We start from the raw sequence: 16,468 nt of genomic DNA, 5'->3' as shown, positions 1-16,468 counted from the left end.
TAAAAAAGTCTGCTACAAATAAATGTAACAGACTTCGATAGTAAGCCTCTGTGTGTAACCTGAGCCTTATGATTGATTTGTCTCTTTTCCCATCCAGGTAAGAACGATGATTCCCAACCGGGCGATCAGGAACACGATCAATCCAAATATGGGCGCCAATAAGGAGACCTTCAGCCCGCCAGCCAGTAAGGCCATCGAGACATCACCGACTTTTTCAATAGCCTGGAAGGCCCCAATCAAACCAAGCGTTTGTCCCAGGAATCCCCAAACCATCGTAAACAAACCAATGGAACCAATAAGGGAAAGTGTTTTTTGATTATTTCCTTTTTCCAGAAATCCTTTTACCAAAAGCACCAGTATCAGGATTAGCAGGAATAAAATCACATACATGAAGAGTGGACCTCCCTCGTTCAGTTTAGCAAAGAATGCAGCCATAATTTTTATTGTTTTGATTAAACACTAAACCAAATGTACCATGGTTTAGTGCCCAAAAATATTTTTTGCGACCAACGAACAGTCAACGCTGGTTTTCGACCAGATAAGCAAGATAAAACGAATTTTCGGGGTTATTTCTGCAAAATCAGGATATAATTTGGTATTTCGTCTATAAAAAACCGCAGATTCAGCTAAATTCCCTATCATTATCGTCATGTTTCAGGGAACAACCATAAAACTTCGGTCGGTATTACTACACACACTGTTTTGGGTAGCAGTCTGGTTTTTCTATGTCTACTTCTTCAGTTACAAAACCGACAATATTACCTATGTGACCTGGTTTGCCAGCTTCCTGTTGCCGGTGACTATGGCTGTCACTTACTTTGTTGTTTATTTTCTGATTCCAAGATATTTACTAACAAAAAAGTATTGGCGTTTCGCTCTTTACGGTATCTACACTTTCATTCTGTCGACCTATCTGATTGTCGTGACAATCATGGCAAGCTTTATTTTTCTATCCAATATCCACATTTCCGACATGCCACTGATGAGTCGCAATTACGCATTCATCCTGATTTTGGTGTATCTGATTGTCGGTATCATCAGTTCTGTCAGTTTACTGAATAATAACTTTCGCATACAGTCACGCAACCGTGAACTGGAAAAGAAAATACTGGAAGCACAATTGCAGTTTAAGGAGCAGGAACTGGAATACTTGAAAAAACAAATCCATCCGCATTTTCTGTTTAATACCCTGAATACGCTCTACGGCTTCGCTTTAAAACAGTCGAAACAAACCCCCGAAATTATCCTGAAACTGTCCAATATTCTGGATTACATTCTTTACCAGGTGAATAAACCACGCGTAAATTTAAGCGAAGAGATTCTGCACGTAAAAGAATACATCGAGTTAGAGAAAATTCGTTTTCAGGATACTTTAAAAGTCTCCATTCAGGCAGCAGAAATCGACAATGACGTACAGATTGCTCCCATGTTGCTGATTCCCTTTGTGGAAAATGCGTTTAAACACGGGAACATCGTGGATGGATTTCTGACCGTTGATATGACGATCGTTTTCAAAGACGGACAGCTGCGTTTTCATATTCAGAATACAACCCGAAACCACGTTGAAAATAATGAAAATGGTGGCATTGGCCTGGAGAACATCCGGAAACGACTCGAACTGAATTATCCTGAACGCCACGAATTGAAAATTGAAAAAAACGAAAACTGGTACACAGTTGACCTGACCATAACCGATTTAAAGAGCTAAAAATGTCGAAAATCATTCATTGCATTATTGTTGATGACGAGCCCATTGCCCGCGAAATTCTGGAAAGTCACCTAAAAAAAATTGACTCTATCCACATTGAAGCCAGTTGCAAAAATGCGCTGGAAGCTTTTCAGATTATCAACTCGAAAAAGGTTGACCTGATCTTTCTAGACATCAACATGCCCGACATTTCCGGCCTCTCGTTTGCCAAATCCATTAACCGAAATATTAAAGTCATTTTTACTACCGCCTACCGGGAATATGCTGTCGACGGTTTCGATTTGCAGGCGGTTGATTATTTACTGAAACCCATTTCGTTTGCGCGGCTTTTTCAGGCGGTCAACAAATATTTCGATGAGAACCTGGCCTCGATTCAGGAAAACGCAACGGAAACAGAAGAAGAGCAGAGCGATTTCATTTTTGTTCGGTCCGACCGGAAGATGATCAAGGTAAATTTTAGTGATATCCTTTACATCGAGAGTTTAAGCGATTATGTGAAGATTCATCTGGATAAAAAAACCGTTGTGACCCGGGAAACGATTACCAGCATTGAAGGGAAGCTGCCACAAAAGGATTTCATTCGAACACACAGAGCATATATTGTTTCGCTATCGAAACTCGATTCTTTTACTAACGAATACGTTGAAATCGGTCAAAAAATGGTTCCGGTGAGCCGGACATACAAAAATGCCGTGATGAACAGGTTGGAAAACCTTTAAAACTGTTTTCAGCGCTGCTTCTTCGAATAAATAATATATTCCGTTAACAACAGGAACAAGGGAAATACAATACTAAGAACAGATTGCGTGTCCAGGCCAATCACATTCCCTCCATTAATGATGTTAAGCGAACGAAATATCAGGAAAATAATTACTCCCAGTGAAATACTTTGCAGAATTCCAAAAATCCAAAATGCCGTTGTTCTCATAGCTATCAGTTTAGGATTGAATCAGCAAGTTAAAGTTTCCGGCTGAAAGTATGCAAGTTTGATTGACAACATGTATTTATGTGCGAAGTGTAGGTCGCAGATAAAGGATTTTCCTTGCCTGTCGATCTTCGGAAATACTGCGAAAAGATACGGTGTGAGAAATAATTTCAAAAAAAATCAGCTGTTCTGAGTTTCTGAAAAAAAAGTAGTTGACGGCATTGAAAGCGTTTATTTCTGCCCTGTTCAGAATCCTGCTTTTGATTTTTTAACAAAAGATTCTACATTTGCAACGCCTTTGAAAAACAAGGGCACAACAAAGGATGACTGAGTAGCTCAGCTGGTAGAGCAACGCCCTTTTAAGGCGTGGGTCCTGGGTTCGAGCCCCAGCTCAGTCACTTTCTTTAAAACGTTCTTTTTCGATTAGATTATGGCAGAAAATTGAAAGAATTTGGGCCATAAGAATTAAAAAATATTTTCAGTTTTGCATTTTTACGAAAAGAAAATATATTTGCACCGCCTTTGAAAAACAAAGGCACTATAAAGGATGACTGAGTAGCTCAGCTGGTAGAGCAACGCCCTTTTAAGGCGTGGGTCCTGGGTTCGAGCCCCAGCTCAGTCACTTTTCAAAAAAGCCTCCTCTGCCGGGAGGCTTTTTTGTTTCCCTCCACTACTACGCGGTTGAATTCGCCTGTTTAATTATCATAACTTGCATTACCTTTTGCAAGGTCTAACTGCCGACGTTAGATTCTCGTCGTACAAAAAATAGTTAAACAATTTTGGATCTTTTACATGTAATTGTTTTACTGCGCTTTAGGTCAGCACTTCTTCTGTCATTATTGAACTAGAGCATCGTCTATACCCCAAAGTGTATAAAAATGTTTCATTTGAACTGTAATTTAGAATGAATCTTTGATATTTTTCTTTATGGAAGTATATCAGTGATTTATATCATTTATTATTTAGAATAAGTTCAATTTAACGAAAAGATTCCCCTCCGTTCGTTTGCTAAAACAAAAAACTTAGGATAATTTTGATAGTACATTTGATCAACCAAACACGCATTTTAGTCAATCAACACGAACTTTAATCATCAAAAACCATGACACAGATTCAATTTCAAAACACCTTAATCAGTCTGGAAGACCGGTTGTATCATTTCGCCCTAAGTTTAACAAGTGATCCGGAAAAAGCACAGGATTTGCTTCAGGAGACTTACCTGAAAGCGCTTACCTACCGCGACAAGTTCCGGACGAACACGAATTTCAAAGCGTGGATTTACACCATTATGAAGAATACCTTCATTAATGACTACCGACGCAACGTAAAGGCGAAGAAAACATTTGATTCAGCCAACAACAACTTTCATCTCACTCTTTCCAAGGATGTCCATTATCCTGCTCCCGATTCGATTCATGCGGAGAAAGAGATTTACAAAAAGATTGACATGCTTGAGAAGGAATTCAGAGAGCCTTTCCAGATGTTTCTGAGCGGTTACAAGTACAAAGAAATTGCCGAGAAACTTGATTTGCCTTTGGGTACCGTCAAGAGCCGCATTTTCTTTACGCGTAAGAAACTCAGCAAATGGTTAAAAGATTATGCAGTTTAATTAGCTGAACAATAAGTCTTCAATTTTTCTTCGAGGCCCGGTGTAACAATAGTTTCACCGGGCTTTTTGTATGCATGCCAGCGATTGATTACCTTTAATCATCAAAAAACACGAATGATATGACAAGTATTGCAGTACACCTTGCCGAGGGATTTGAAGAGATAGAAGCGATTAGCATTATTGATGTTTTGAGACGTGCACGTCTCGATGTAACAACTGTTTCCGTTACCGGGAAGAAAGAGGTTAAAGGCAGTCACAACATTCCAGTTGTAGCAGACAAACTATTCGAGGACGTCAATTACGACGATATTGAGATGATTGTATTACCCGGAGGTATGCCGGGTGCCCGTCACTTAAACGAGCATGAAGGCCTGAAAAACCAAATCAAAGCCTTTGCCGCTGGTGACAAGCCGCTCGGAGCGATTTGTGCAGCGCCCATGGTTTTAGGTGAGCTGGGGCTTCTCGAGGGTAAGAAAGCGGTCTGCTACCCCGGATTTGAAAAACATCTGAAAGGTGCTACTGTTCTGACAGAACCGACACTGCAATGCGAAAATATCGTCATGGGAAGAGGCGCTGGAGTTGCGATTAAGTTTGCGTTGAGAATTGTCGAATTCCTGGAAGATAAAAAAGTGGCGGAAAAACTGGCAGAATCCATGCTCGTGGAGTAATCCGGACATCACATATCACCAAAAAATAAAGATGGCATCTCACGCGGGATGCCATTGTCATATCTACCTGCTTTCATAAGTTAAATAATTGTAATAAACACAAAATGACATTTAACGTTTTTTTACAATGTCTCACCTTTTATTAATTTTCGGGAGATTTGTATCTCAATTTTTTTTAGCCTAATCAATACTAAACGCATCATGTCAAACCCTAACCAGAAACTTACCAATGCACAGGTAACTGCGCTGTTAATTCTGCGCGTTGTTATCGGCTGGCATTTTCTTTATGAAGGTATCACCAAGCTTTTAAATCCCAACTGGACATCCGTTGGTTATTTGATGGATTCCAAAGGATTTCTTTCCGGATTTTATCATTCACTGGCAGCATCGCCCAAATTACTTCCGGTTATCGACGCGCTGAACGAGTGGGGCCTTGTTCTCATCGGCACCGCTTTGATATTGGGGTTATTTACCCGTTGGGCCATTTACGGAGGAATGTTGCTGCTGGCCATGTATTATTTCTCTCACCCACCTTTCATCGGATTGAAGTACGCTCTCCCGTCAGAAGGTAGCTATCTGCTTATTGACAAGGTGGTTATTGAATTTTTTGCTATGTGGGCATTGTCCCTTTTTCCTGCCGGGAAAATTATCGGATTTGACCGTTTGCTGGTAAAAACAAAGTAGAACTAAATTTTCAGAGAGGAACGAACAATGAGTGACAAGAATCAAACTCCGGAAAAGGAACAAAACGAAAATAAAAAAAACGTAGGCCGCCGCGACGTTATCAAGAGTCTCGCGACAGTTCCCGTGTTGGGAGCGTTTGCTTACGGGGTATACAAGAAGAAACAGTACGATCGGCTGCTGAGTAACTCCATTACCAATGAGGTTGGTATGAGTTACGAAGAACCTGCGGCCACTCCCCCTTCGGATGTGAACGGAAAACCACTTCGTGTTGGTTTGATCGGATACGGCATCCGTGGAAAGATGCTGGCCAAGGCCCTGGGTTTTGCTCACCCCACCATGGTGGATGAGTGGAAAAAAGGCGCCATGACTAACAAAGACGACAAACGCTACGAAGAATTTCTTCAGCAGGAAAACCTGGGTATTCAGATTACAGCTGTTTGCGATATCTTCAACACCTACGAGAGGATGTGTGCAGAAGCAGGTGCCAATGTCAACCGGGAAGGAACCGGTGGAAACATGGGGCCTATGCCTGCAATCTATAAGAACTACCAGGAGCTGTGTGCCGCACCGGAAGTGGATGCCATTGTAATTGCCGCTCCCGATCACTGGCACGGCCCGATGACCATTGAAGCAGCCAAGAACGGTAAGCACGTTTACTGTGAAAAACCGATGACCTGGACTGTGGAAGAAACTTACGAGGTGAGGAAAGCGGTGAAAAAGAGCGGAATTACCTTCCAGCTCGGCCATCAGGGGCGACAGACCGATAGTTACCAAAAGGCCAAGGAAGCCATTGAAAAGGGTGTATTAGGGCCTATCAATCTGGTGGAAGTGACGACCAATCGTAACACGCCAAACGGTGCCTGGGTCTACCCGATTCATGAGGATGCCAATCCACGTACCATCGACTGGGAACAATTCATTGGTCCTGCACCCTGGCATGAATTCAGTCTGGAACGTTTCTTCCGTTGGCGCTGCTGGTGGGACTACAGTACGGGCCTGTCGGGCGATTTGCTGACGCACGAATATGACGCCGTTAACCAGATTATGAATGTGGGAATTCCCGAATCAGCCATGTCGACCGGAGGAATTTATTTCTACAAAGATGGACGGACAGTACCGGATGTATTGCATACGGTGTTTGAATTCCCAAAACAGGACTTATCATTGGTTTACAGTGCTACTCTTTCCAGTCAGCATCAGCGAGGAAAAGTTGTGATGGGACACGATGCCTGGATGGAACTGGGACAAACGCTGACCATCAATGCGGATGTGCAATCGACCAAATACGCCGATAAAATCAAGAAAGGCATCATCGACCCGGAACTGCCTATTTATTCTTATATTCCCGGTAGGAAAAACGTGGACGCTGTAACCTCGGCTACGGAGAAGTATTTTGCCGGAAGAGGCCTGCTGTACACCTATCGCGGCGGAAAAAGGGTTGATACGACACACCTTCACATGAAAGAGTGGGTCGACTGCATCCGAAGTGGTGAAGAGCCCAGCTGTAATATCGATCAGGGATTCGAAGAAGCCATTACCGCTCACATGGGGACACTTTCGTATAAACATAACAAAAAAGTGTTCTGGGATGCTGAAAATGAAAAAATCATCGTGTAAATTTACATTCTGACTAACACTATAAACCGATTTAAAATGGGAACAAGACGCGATTTTCTTAAAAAATCAGCCATGCTCACAACCGCCGCTATGGTAGCACCCACAGTTCTTTCATCCTGTGGAAAAAAACAGAAAGAAATTGGCTTGCAGATTTACACTGTTCGCGATCAGTTGAACGAAGACCTGGAAGGTACGCTCAAAAGAGTTGCTGAAATAGGTTACAATTCTGTTGAAGCAGCTGGCTATGCCAATGGTCGTTTTTACGGAAAAGATCCGAAGGAATTTACCAAGATGCTCAACGATATGGGCATGAAGTTTCTGTCGAGCCACACTGTATTCGAGCCGGATGTAGCGGATGAAGTTTGTGCCGCTCATGCGGAGGCAGGATGCGAATACATCGTTTATCCGTATTTGCCGGGACAGTTCCGTGAGAACCTGGATGGATACAAGAATACGGCTGATAAGCTAAATACACTCGGACAATTTGCCAAAAAACACGGACTTCAACTAGCTTATCACAACCATAATTTTGAGTTTGAGCCAATGGAAGGTCAAATTCCGATGGACGTGCTGCTCAGCAATACAGACCCGAACCTAGTGAAAAGTGAGCTGGATTTATACTGGATTACCAAAGGCGGTCACACGCCAATTGAATATTTCGATAAGTTCCCAGGCCGTTTCGAACTGTGGCATGTGAAAGACATGGATAACAGCCCGGAACAATTTTTTGCAGCGGTTGGTACCGGAACTATCGATTTTAAACCGATATTTGACGCACGTGAGAAAGCGGGCATGAAGCATTTCTTCGTAGAAGAAGATCGTTGCAAAGGCGATATCTGGGAAGATTTGAACACCAGCTTCACGTACCTGAATAATGCTAGTTTTGTATAACGAAATAAGGTCCCGCCGGATTTATTTAAATCCTTCTACTCACCTTACAAAACAAAAAAGCCCGGCGGGGCTTTTTTTATGTCCTGACGTCGGGCTACATATTTCTCAGTTTGTCCAGCTGTGTTTTGGGGTACGACTCGTCAGGTTTCAGTGCGAGTGCTTTTTGGTAGTAAAAACGGGCAACCGACAAATCTTTCTGATTAAACGCATCATCGGCCTTTTTAACGAACGAACGGAACTGCGCTTCGTCTTCAGAAGCATGCTTTTGCTGAACCGCTTTCTCCACGGCCACCAGTTGCTTTTTCGGGTACTCCTCGCCGCTCTTCACTTTCAGCCCCTTCTGATAATAGAATTTCGCCAGTGTAAATTCTCCCGTTTTCAGGCTGGCATCGGCTTTACTGATGAAGCCCTGGTACTGCTTTTCTCTTTCAGCCTGAAGCTCTGCTTCGATAGCTTTATCGCAAGCATCAACCTGCGTTCTCGGATATTTCTTCTGGGGCTTATATTTCTGCGCTTCAAAATAGAAGAAACGCGCAACCGTCCATTTCGATTCAGCGAAAGCGGCATCCGCCTTTTTGATGTTCTTCAGATACAAATCCTCTACGACACCAGTATAATGGAAATCCAGCGTGTCTTTTTCTTCCTGATAAGTCGAATGTTTCTGCTTCTTCACCTGTTCAGCCAGCGCTTTTTCTTTCGCTGCCTTCTCCTTTCGAGCCTGTTCCGCCAGTAATGCGTTAATCTCATTCACTCTCCGAATCGGATAAGTCTCCTGAGGCTTCATTTTCCCCGCGTCGGTGTAGCTTTGTTTGGCCGCCATCAGCTGATTATCTTTTGCCTGCTGGTCAGCTTTGGCGATTAAATCATTGTATTGTTTATCCTTTTCAGCCTGCTTTTTCTCAGCCAAAGCGCGTTGTTGTTGCAACTCTTTCTGTTCAGCTAATGCCTTCTTAATCTTTTCAAGCATTGTTGCCGGGTATTGCGCGTCAGGTTGCAGTTGCAGGGCTTCGTTAAATGCAGCGATGGAGCCATCGTATTGTTTCAGTCCGAACAAACTATCGCCTTTAGCCACGGCGGCAGAAAACTTTCGTTGATTTGCCTCTGCTTTCGCCTGTTTTTTGGCTGCTTCCGCTAACGCTTTTTGTCGGGCAGCTTCTTCCTTCGCTTTTTTCTGGTCAGCCAACGCATTTAAAGCATCCTGAATTTTCCCCAGCATTTCCTGCGGATGCTTAGCATTGGGCTGCAATTGCAGTGCCTGGTTAAAAGCGGCGGTTGCATCCGCATATGACTGTTGTGCAAACAAGCTATCACCTTTCGAAACGGCTGCATCATACTGTTTTTGGCGGGCTTCCGCCAACGCTTTTAGCTGCGCCGCTTCTTCTGCCGCTTTCTTTTGTTCAGCAACTGCTTCTTTTATTTTCTCCAGCATCTTTTGTGGATGCTTTGCATCAGGTTGCAACTGAAGTGCCTGGTTGAAAGCCGTTGTAGCATCCGCATATGACTGTATAGCAAATAAACTGTCACCTTTCGAAACGGTCTGCTCAAACTGCTTTTGACGAGCTTCGGCCATTGCTTTTTGACGGGCAGCTTCTTCCTCGGCTTTCTTTTGAGCAGCCAAAGCTTCCTGAATCTTATTCAGCATCTCTTTTGGGTGCTGAGCATCCGGCTGCAATTTCAGTGCTTCATTGAAAGCGTCAGTAGCATCTGCATACGACTGTTCGCCATACAGCTTATCGCCCTTGGCAACGGCGTCATCGAACTGTTTTTGACGGGCTTCTGCCAGCGCTCTCTGCTTAGCTGCTGCTTCCTGTGCAGCGATTAAACTGTCTACCTGGTTGATTTTAGCCTTTGCATCCGGGTTATCCGGCTTAATTTTCAGTGCTTTGTTGTAGGTGTCGATAGCATCCCGATAGGCTTTGTTGTTCACCTTATTATCGCCATCAGCCATCAGCTGTTTAAACTCTTCGTTTAGCTTTGCCTGATCTTCTTTCAGCTTAATTTGTTGGCCGAGCAGTTTAATCTTGTCTTTAACGAAATCATCTTTCGGTTTCAGGTCTGCCGCCTGCTGATATATGGCAATGGCCTCTGATAACTTACCTGCTTCCTCCAGTGCTTTTGCCTGATCGAGTTTCTTTTGGTAGGACTTGTCGGCCAGCTTGGTCTTTTCGTCATCAATCTTCTGACGAATCTGCATGTCGTTGAAATACGATTCCGAATCGAAATTATCCACCTTGGCTGAATAGAATATTTTCCCGACAGGCTTCTTCGAGAACGCCGGATCGATTTCCGGAACAACCTTAAACAAGGTAACAACAAACTGAACGGGAGGAAAATATGGGTCGCGGGCTATTACCTTTTCAGGGATAACTGTCGTCAGAATCAACATTTTAGGATAAAATCCATCTCTTTTGAAAAAAAGCTGGTAATTATGCTGGTAAGGTAATTGGAAGTCAAACTTTCCGGATGATTCTACTTCTATCTTTTTTTCGATTTTGTTGTTGTCCGTATTCCGTACTTCAATAGTGGCATGGTCAAATCGACCTTCATCCAACCGCACCTTTCCACCCACTTCTAATATTTGAGGCTTCTTTTTCTGGGCATGAACAAACTCCGGAAATGACAACAATATCATTACCAGTGACAACGGAATCAATGCCTTACGCAGAAAAGTGTAGAAATAGTTCATAAATACGGCTAAACCGGATAATATACGGAACATAAAAGTAAGGAAAACTTTAATTCTACCGAACAAAATATTATCAGGAATTTGAACTTTGGGTATCTTTATTAACATCAATGAAAACACGATGAGTAAGTAAAAATACCTTTTCTTTGTAACGGTAATTCGCAGGATATATTATATTTCACAGAGCGAATAACCTAACAACTAACTAATTTTTTTCGATTTTGAATGAAACCCAACAAGACCTAATCCGACCGGCTTTGTGGCAAGCCCTACTGCCGATTGTCTTCCTGATCATTATGCTTAGCATGAATGTATGGTTTTTTGAAGACACGCTGGCGGGTGCCAATCAGATTGCTCTTTTGCTTTCAGCTGCCATTGCAGGGCTCATTTGTCACCGGCTAAAACGCAGTTGGACAACCATACAGGGGCGTATACTGAAGAATATCAGCTCAGCCATGCCCTCCATGCTCATTTTGTTGCTGATCGGTTCGCTTGCCGGCACCTGGATGATTAGTGGTGTGGTTCCGGCTATGATTCACTATGGCTTGGATATTATTTCTCCTAAATTGTTTCTATTCTCGGCAGTAGTGGTATCGGCTATTGTTTCGGTTGCCACCGGAAGTTCCTGGTCAACCGTTGCAACGATTGGTGTGGCATTGCTGGGCATTGGAAAGACGCTCGGATTCAGTGAGGCGGTTGTGGCCGGCGCCATTATCAGCGGGGCCTACTTTGGCGATAAAATGTCACCGCTTTCCGACACGACCAACCTCGCTCCTGCTATGGCCGGTACCGATATCTTCACGCACATTCGCTACATGATGTATACCACGGTTCCCACGATGACGCTCACGCTCATCATCTTCCTGTTTATGGGAATCACCCACGATTTCACCCAAGTTACCATTAACGTCGATGATGTTCAGGCCGCCATTGAAGGAACATTTAATACAACGCCGCTGCTTTTTATAGTCCCAATTACCTTGCTGGTCATCATTATCAGAAAAATGCCTCCATTGCCCGCACTTTTCATCGGAACCATTCTGGGAGCGCTGTTCGCTGTTATTTTCCAGCCACAAATCATTCACAGTGTATCCGGAGACTCAGGTATTTACCTGAAAGACGCCTATATAGCTGTCATGCAATCGATGTTCGGTGATATTAGCCTGACGACCAAAGATGCTGCAGTAAACGAACTGTTACATACTTCCGGAATGAGTGGAATGCTCGACACCATATGGTTGATTCTTTCAGCGATGGTATTTGGAGGAGTAATGGAAGCCGGAGGTCTGCTAAAGCGTATTACTCATGAGATTCTGAAATTCGCCCATAGCACTGGTTCATTAGTGTTTTCAACCGTCAGCAGCTGTATTTTCTTCAATTTTACTGCTTCCGATCAATACCTCGCCATCGTAGTACCCGGGCGAATGTTCTCGCAAACCTATCGGGAAAACGGTCTTAAACCCGAATTGCTCAGCCGCACGCTGGAAGATTCAGGAACGGTTGTTTCTGTTCTGATACCGTGGAATACCTGTGGAGCAACCCAATCGCGCGTTCTGGGCGTTTCCACTTTGGCGTATCTGCCGTATGCCTTTTTTAACCTGATTAGCCCAATTATGACGGTTCTGGTTGCCTACCTTAATTGGAAAATCAGACGGTATACACCGGAAGAGTTGCAAAAAGAAGGAATTGAATTGACAGGAAAATTGAAGCGATAACTCATTTCCCTACAGGGAAAAACAAAGAGCTGCATCAAACGAGACAGCCCTTTGTTTTTATATTTTCCTAAAATCGTTACTTAAACAGTTTATTCAGCTCATTGCCCAGTTTTTTGGCCGCATCCTGAATCTGCTTTTTCGATGACTTCTTGAATTCCTGCTCTACCAGTTTTTTAGCATCGTTCAGATCTACTTTCACATCGGGCTTTTTGAATGTACCGCCAATGGTCACTCCTACCGGCAGTTTCTGAATATTTTCCGTTCCAGGTACAAAGCCCAGGTATTTGTTGATATCGCCGCTTAAATCGGTCTTATTGACCTTGAAATCAATCTTGTAATCTAAATCCTGACTGACAGTTTGGTGCCCGGAAACCACTGCTTCCTGGCCGGCAATTTTCGTTTTGAAGGGCGAAACATCCAAACCACCATTCACGATTTTGAATTTCGTGGCAAAATTATCGATATCTACCTTGTCGAATTTGTCCTTCTTGAAATACTTGCCGATTTCCTGGAATACCTTCGCTCCCACAATCTGAATGTTCGATGTCGAAATATCACCATTTCCGTTAAACGACTGGAAAACAGGTTCCATATTCTTGTTCAGAAAGCCGGAGATTGACATGCCTGTGCTAAACTCTCCTGTACTATTCGAAGCAATCGGCAACATGGTCCGGACCGTCGATAATGAACGATAAGCCTGTGGAATGTCGAAGCCCTTTATTTTCAGGTTAAAATCAAATTTCGGCTTCTGAGGTTGCGGAGTTTCATATGAACCAGCCATCGTCACCTGCCCATTTAGCATGTTCATATTCAGCCCATCCAACAAGAGTTTCTTATTCCGGACGATTACCTGACCTTTTGTACCGGTAATCACCATATTATCGTACAGGATTTTGTTGATGCTGGCCTGCATTGTAAAATCAATATGGTCGGGTACTTGAATGGCCTCCATTTTAGTTGTATCGGTCTTTGTCGTATCCGTCGTCGCCATACTGGCCATCAATTGATTCACATCAAGCAAATTGGAATTGACGTTCAGGTTTCCTTTTAAGGTTTTATCCTTCAAAATGTACGGCCAGTAATTCGAAAGAGAACCGGATGCTGAGAAGTCGGAACGCCCCATATTTCCTTTAAGGGAAGCAAGAGAAATAGAACGTGAGTTCATGGTCATATCCGCCGACGATATGCTAACCGGCATGGGCAAATCTTTCGATGCCATCCGGAAGCCTTTCAATTGAATTTTCCCTTCCGTTTCAAACTTGTCATACTGCTGTTTGTCAATAGCCGAGTAAGGTCCGTTAAACTGAACGTCAGCGTTGAGCAGTCCGCGGATATCCATCGAATCCATCGGTAGCGCCTGAGATACGGTCGCAAAATCAACTTTTCCATTCAGCTTTCCTTTTAACTGCATGTCGCTCATAGGGTGAGCAATGGAGAGATTCGCTGAAACCGGATTTCCGGCGGCATTCGCTTCGAATTTGTTCACGTCCACGGTCATCAGATCCAAATCACCTTCCGGCTTTTTCACGCTGGCTGCCAGGTTGATATTCTCAACAGCTTTGGGCAAATCGGGATATTTCAACCAACCATTATCCAGCTTCAGGTCGATGCCGAACGCAGGGTAGCTGTTTTCTGTATATGCTCCTTTTACAAAACCTCCGAACGCCACATCACCTTTCGTTTGCACGCCTTTCAGGTACGATTGGTATTCTTCCGGCACAAAGCCCAGCAATTCGTTGAATCCTGAGCCCGGCGAACTAAATTTCAGATCAAAATCATAACTCGAATCGGCCAACGCAAAGCTTCCATCTATTTTCAACGGCAGCTTATTGATATGCGTCTCGTTTTCGGCTACCGCAAACTTCATTTTATCGAAATTAGCAGTCAAAACTGTTTTCATATCGAGACTGATATCCTTCGCATACCGGCTTCCCTGGTAATCGAAGGTGATGTTTTTCACCTGGGCATCCGTCTTCAGGGTACTGTTGGCACCGTCCATGGTTCCCGACAAATTGAAATCGCCTTCATTCATCGAGAAAGACATGGGCGTTGATTCATCTGTATAACTGAGCGATAAATTGTGCACCGAAATCTTGTCCAGATTCAACTGCATCTCTGATGCTGTTGTATCTGTAGTCCCTGGCTGCTCGCTTGGCGTTGTAATATCCCAGTTGCTTTTACCGGCCTTATTCACCTTGAGTGCCACCTTCGGATTATCGACGATAATCTCATTCACATCAATTCCTTTGTCCATGTGCCACAAGCTCGACAAGTTAATGGTAGTCGCCACTGAGCCCACACTCACCAACGTATCGTTGGAAAAATCGCCTTTCCCAATAATTCGCAGCCCGTTCAGTTCGGCATACACCTTCGGAAAGCTTTTGAACAACGACAAGTTGGCACCGTCGAGCTCCACTTTGGCGTCGACCATCTCATTGGCCTTATCAAGCGCTTTCTTATAAATTTGATCTTTGAAAATCAGAGGAACGGCAATCATAGCAGCCAATAAAACCACCACAACCACACCAATAATGATGAGTGCTTTTTTCATATCATCGTTTTTTATTTATCCATATTTTTCTCATTCCGGTTAACCGGAAAACAAGCGAAGTTTTGAGAGTCAAAAAGAAATCAGTCTGGTTATTCCACTGTCTGTCTTTTACTTCAACAAAGTATTGCGCAACAGGTTCAGGGCCGATTGTGACGAACGAACAATGTTGCGTCCCCGGTCATTACCAAAGTTATATTTTTTTGAAATAACTCCGTCAGGACCGGCAACCGCTATCCAAACCAAGCCAACCGGTTTTTCCGGCGTCCCTCCTGTCGGCCCTGCCACTCCGGACGTAGCCACGACATAGTCAACACCCAACACTTTTCGCGCACCAATTGCCATCGCTTCCACGACCTCGGCGCTAACGGCACCATGCTCGATAAGCACGTTTTCCGGTACACCGAGAACCTTTTCTTTTACCTCATTAGAATAAGCTACTACGCTTCCGCGGAAATAATCAGAACTTCCTGCATCAGACGTAAAAAAGTGGGCAATGTTTCCACCCGTACAGCTTTCCGCCGTTCCTACGGTCTGATTACGTTGCTTCAGCAACTTGCCGATATTCCCGGTAAGGGTTTCATCCTCGAAACCGAAAATCTGTTCCGGAATAATTTCCAGCAGCTCCTCCACTTTTTCATCGAGTACCTTGTTCATCATATCCCGGTCTTCGCCGGAAGCACTCAACCGCAGCCGGATGTGCATTGGGTTGGGCAAGTACGCCAACTTGATAAACGAAGGCAGATTGTCTTCCCAATCGGCAATACGTTCGGCTAACATCGACTCCGGCAGTCCTTGAGAAAGCACCGTTCTGTGAATGATGGGTGTGGTTTTAAACCGGGTACGAATTCGCGGCAGAATCTGCTCGTTGACCAATGTTTTCATTTCGAAAGGCACTCCCGGCATAAATACAAAAACACATCCATCTTTTTCCATCCACAATCCGGGCGCTGTTCCCATCCGGTTGTGCAGCACAACCGCGCTTTCCGGCACCAAAGCCTGATCACGGTTCAGACCGTTCATCTGCACTCCACGCGGAGCCAGCAATGCTTCGATATGTTTGAGTACGTTTTCATCAGAAACCAAATGAGTGTCAAAGAACTGGCAAATAGCCTCCTTCGTCCGGTCATCTTTTGTCGGTCCTAAACCGCCGGTAATGAACACTAAATCAACATTTCCCGATGCATCGGAAAGTGTTTCCAGCATGTGATCGTGGTCGTCTGATATGCTGGTAATCTGCCGGACAGCAATTCCTTCGTCATTAAGTTTTCGGGCCATCCAGGCCGAATTGGTATCGATAATCTGGCCAATGAGAATCTCATCGCCAATGGTAATTAAATCTGCTTTCATTAAATGTATAATCTGTTCATGGGGCCATTGAAATCAACACAAATGATTTCACTCCTCTGGTTAAATT

At 43.9% G+C, this 16,468-nt stretch carries 13 protein-coding genes and 2 tRNA genes; 10 read left to right on the top strand and 5 right to left on the bottom strand.

The annotated features are described in order from the left end of the window. Positions 1–66: 66 nt before the first annotated feature. Positions 67–435, bottom strand: a complete 369-nt coding sequence (locus CLV93_RS13485) for a MotA/TolQ/ExbB proton channel family protein (RefSeq protein ID WP_106542740.1) — start codon at positions 433–435, stop codon at positions 67–69. Between the two features lie 214 nt (positions 436–649). Between CLV93_RS13485 and CLV93_RS13480 the strand changes: the two genes are divergently transcribed. Both CLV93_RS13480 and CLV93_RS13475 read left to right on the top strand, forming a co-directional pair. Beyond that, positions 650–1,708, top strand: a complete 1,059-nt coding sequence (locus CLV93_RS13480; protein WP_106542739.1) for a sensor histidine kinase — start codon at positions 650–652, stop codon at positions 1,706–1,708. A gap of 2 nt (positions 1,709–1,710) precedes the next feature. After that, complete coding sequence (locus CLV93_RS13475; protein ID WP_106542738.1) at positions 1,711–2,427, top strand: LytR/AlgR family response regulator transcription factor; 717 nt, start codon at positions 1,711–1,713, stop codon at positions 2,425–2,427. A gap of 8 nt (positions 2,428–2,435) precedes the next feature. Here the strand turns inward: CLV93_RS13475 and CLV93_RS13470 are convergent, their stop codons facing one another. Beyond that, entirely contained in the window at positions 2,436–2,636 is a 201-nt protein-coding gene (locus CLV93_RS13470; RefSeq protein WP_106542737.1) for a hypothetical protein, read from the bottom strand. A gap of 322 nt (positions 2,637–2,958) precedes the next feature. On the opposite strand from CLV93_RS13470, the gene CLV93_RS13465 reads away from it, so the two are divergent. The 7 genes from CLV93_RS13465 (at position 2,959) to CLV93_RS13435 (ending at position 8,102) form a co-directional block, all read left to right on the top strand. Then, positions 2,959–3,031 (top strand) — tRNA-Lys (locus tag CLV93_RS13465). A gap of 151 nt (positions 3,032–3,182) precedes the next feature. Beyond that, positions 3,183–3,255: transfer RNA gene (locus tag CLV93_RS13460), tRNA-Lys, on the top strand. Between the two features lie 480 nt (positions 3,256–3,735). Continuing rightward, positions 3,736–4,242: an RNA polymerase sigma factor gene (locus CLV93_RS13455; protein ID WP_025865617.1), complete on the top strand. Its 507-nt coding sequence runs from the start codon at positions 3,736–3,738 to the stop codon at positions 4,240–4,242. Positions 4,243–4,361: 119 nt separating this feature from the next. Next, the gene (locus tag CLV93_RS13450; protein WP_106542736.1) at positions 4,362–4,910 is read left to right on the top strand and encodes a DJ-1 family glyoxalase III; all 549 of its coding nucleotides are present in this window, start codon (positions 4,362–4,364) and stop codon (positions 4,908–4,910) included. Between the two features lie 201 nt (positions 4,911–5,111). Next, positions 5,112–5,594: a DoxX family protein gene (locus CLV93_RS13445; protein WP_106542735.1), complete on the top strand. Its 483-nt coding sequence runs from the start codon at positions 5,112–5,114 to the stop codon at positions 5,592–5,594. Positions 5,595–5,621: 27 nt separating this feature from the next. Continuing rightward, a complete protein-coding gene (locus CLV93_RS13440) occupies positions 5,622–7,211 on the top strand; it encodes a Gfo/Idh/MocA family protein (RefSeq protein WP_106542734.1) in 1,590 nt (529 codons plus the stop codon). A gap of 36 nt (positions 7,212–7,247) precedes the next feature. Then, positions 7,248–8,102, top strand: coding sequence for a sugar phosphate isomerase/epimerase family protein (locus CLV93_RS13435; protein ID WP_211297845.1), 855 nt, complete (start codon positions 7,248–7,250; stop codon positions 8,100–8,102). A gap of 94 nt (positions 8,103–8,196) precedes the next feature. Here CLV93_RS13435 and CLV93_RS13430 read toward each other — a convergent pair whose 3' ends face one another. After that, on the bottom strand, positions 8,197–10,821 hold the full coding sequence (locus CLV93_RS13430; RefSeq protein WP_170108949.1) for a hypothetical protein: 2,625 nt from the start codon (positions 10,819–10,821) through the stop codon (positions 8,197–8,199). A gap of 224 nt (positions 10,822–11,045) precedes the next feature. On the opposite strand from CLV93_RS13430, the gene nhaC reads away from it, so the two are divergent. Continuing rightward, positions 11,046–12,503, top strand: coding sequence for a Na+/H+ antiporter NhaC (gene nhaC / locus CLV93_RS13425; protein ID WP_246187243.1), 1,458 nt, complete (start codon positions 11,046–11,048; stop codon positions 12,501–12,503). A 76-nt stretch (positions 12,504–12,579) separates the two neighbouring features. Here the strand turns inward: nhaC and CLV93_RS13420 are convergent, their stop codons facing one another. After that, complete coding sequence (locus CLV93_RS13420) at positions 12,580–15,054, bottom strand: AsmA family protein (protein WP_106542731.1); 2,475 nt, start codon at positions 15,052–15,054, stop codon at positions 12,580–12,582. A 108-nt stretch (positions 15,055–15,162) separates the two neighbouring features. After that, a complete protein-coding gene (locus tag CLV93_RS13415) occupies positions 15,163–16,401 on the bottom strand; it encodes a competence/damage-inducible protein A (RefSeq protein WP_106542730.1) in 1,239 nt (412 codons plus the stop codon). Positions 16,402–16,468: the final 67 nt, after the last annotated feature.

It is taken from the genome of Prolixibacter denitrificans (assembly GCF_003014495.1).
Taxonomy (GTDB): domain Bacteria; phylum Bacteroidota; class Bacteroidia; order Bacteroidales; family Prolixibacteraceae; genus Prolixibacter; species Prolixibacter denitrificans.
The sequence above is the reverse complement of the archived record's forward strand: the minus strand, read 5'-3'. Positions and strand labels throughout refer to the sequence as shown.

Coding starts and splice junctions, on each gene's coding strand:
- CLV93_RS13430 (WP_170108949.1), bottom strand. CDS start 10,821: ATGTTCCGTATATTATCCGGTTTAGCCGTATTTATGAACTATTTCTAC.
- CLV93_RS13415 (WP_106542730.1), bottom strand. CDS start 16,401: ATGAAAGCAGATTTAATTACCATTGGCGATGAGATTCTCATTGGCCAG.
- CLV93_RS13420 (WP_106542731.1), bottom strand. CDS start 15,054: ATGAAAAAAGCACTCATCATTATTGGTGTGGTTGTGGTGGTTTTATTG.
- CLV93_RS13485 (WP_106542740.1), bottom strand. CDS start 435: ATGGCTGCATTCTTTGCTAAACTGAACGAGGGAGGTCCACTCTTCATG.
- CLV93_RS13475 (WP_106542738.1), top strand. CDS start 1,711: ATGTCGAAAATCATTCATTGCATTATTGTTGATGACGAGCCCATTGCC.
- CLV93_RS13445 (WP_106542735.1), top strand. CDS start 5,112: ATGTCAAACCCTAACCAGAAACTTACCAATGCACAGGTAACTGCGCTG.
- CLV93_RS13455 (WP_025865617.1), top strand. CDS start 3,736: ATGACACAGATTCAATTTCAAAACACCTTAATCAGTCTGGAAGACCGG.
- CLV93_RS13470 (WP_106542737.1), bottom strand. CDS start 2,636: ATGAGAACAACGGCATTTTGGATTTTTGGAATTCTGCAAAGTATTTCA.
- CLV93_RS13440 (WP_106542734.1), top strand. CDS start 5,622: ATGAGTGACAAGAATCAAACTCCGGAAAAGGAACAAAACGAAAATAAA.
- CLV93_RS13480 (WP_106542739.1), top strand. CDS start 650: ATGTTTCAGGGAACAACCATAAAACTTCGGTCGGTATTACTACACACA.
- CLV93_RS13450 (WP_106542736.1), top strand. CDS start 4,362: ATGACAAGTATTGCAGTACACCTTGCCGAGGGATTTGAAGAGATAGAA.
- CLV93_RS13435 (WP_211297845.1), top strand. CDS start 7,248: ATGGGAACAAGACGCGATTTTCTTAAAAAATCAGCCATGCTCACAACC.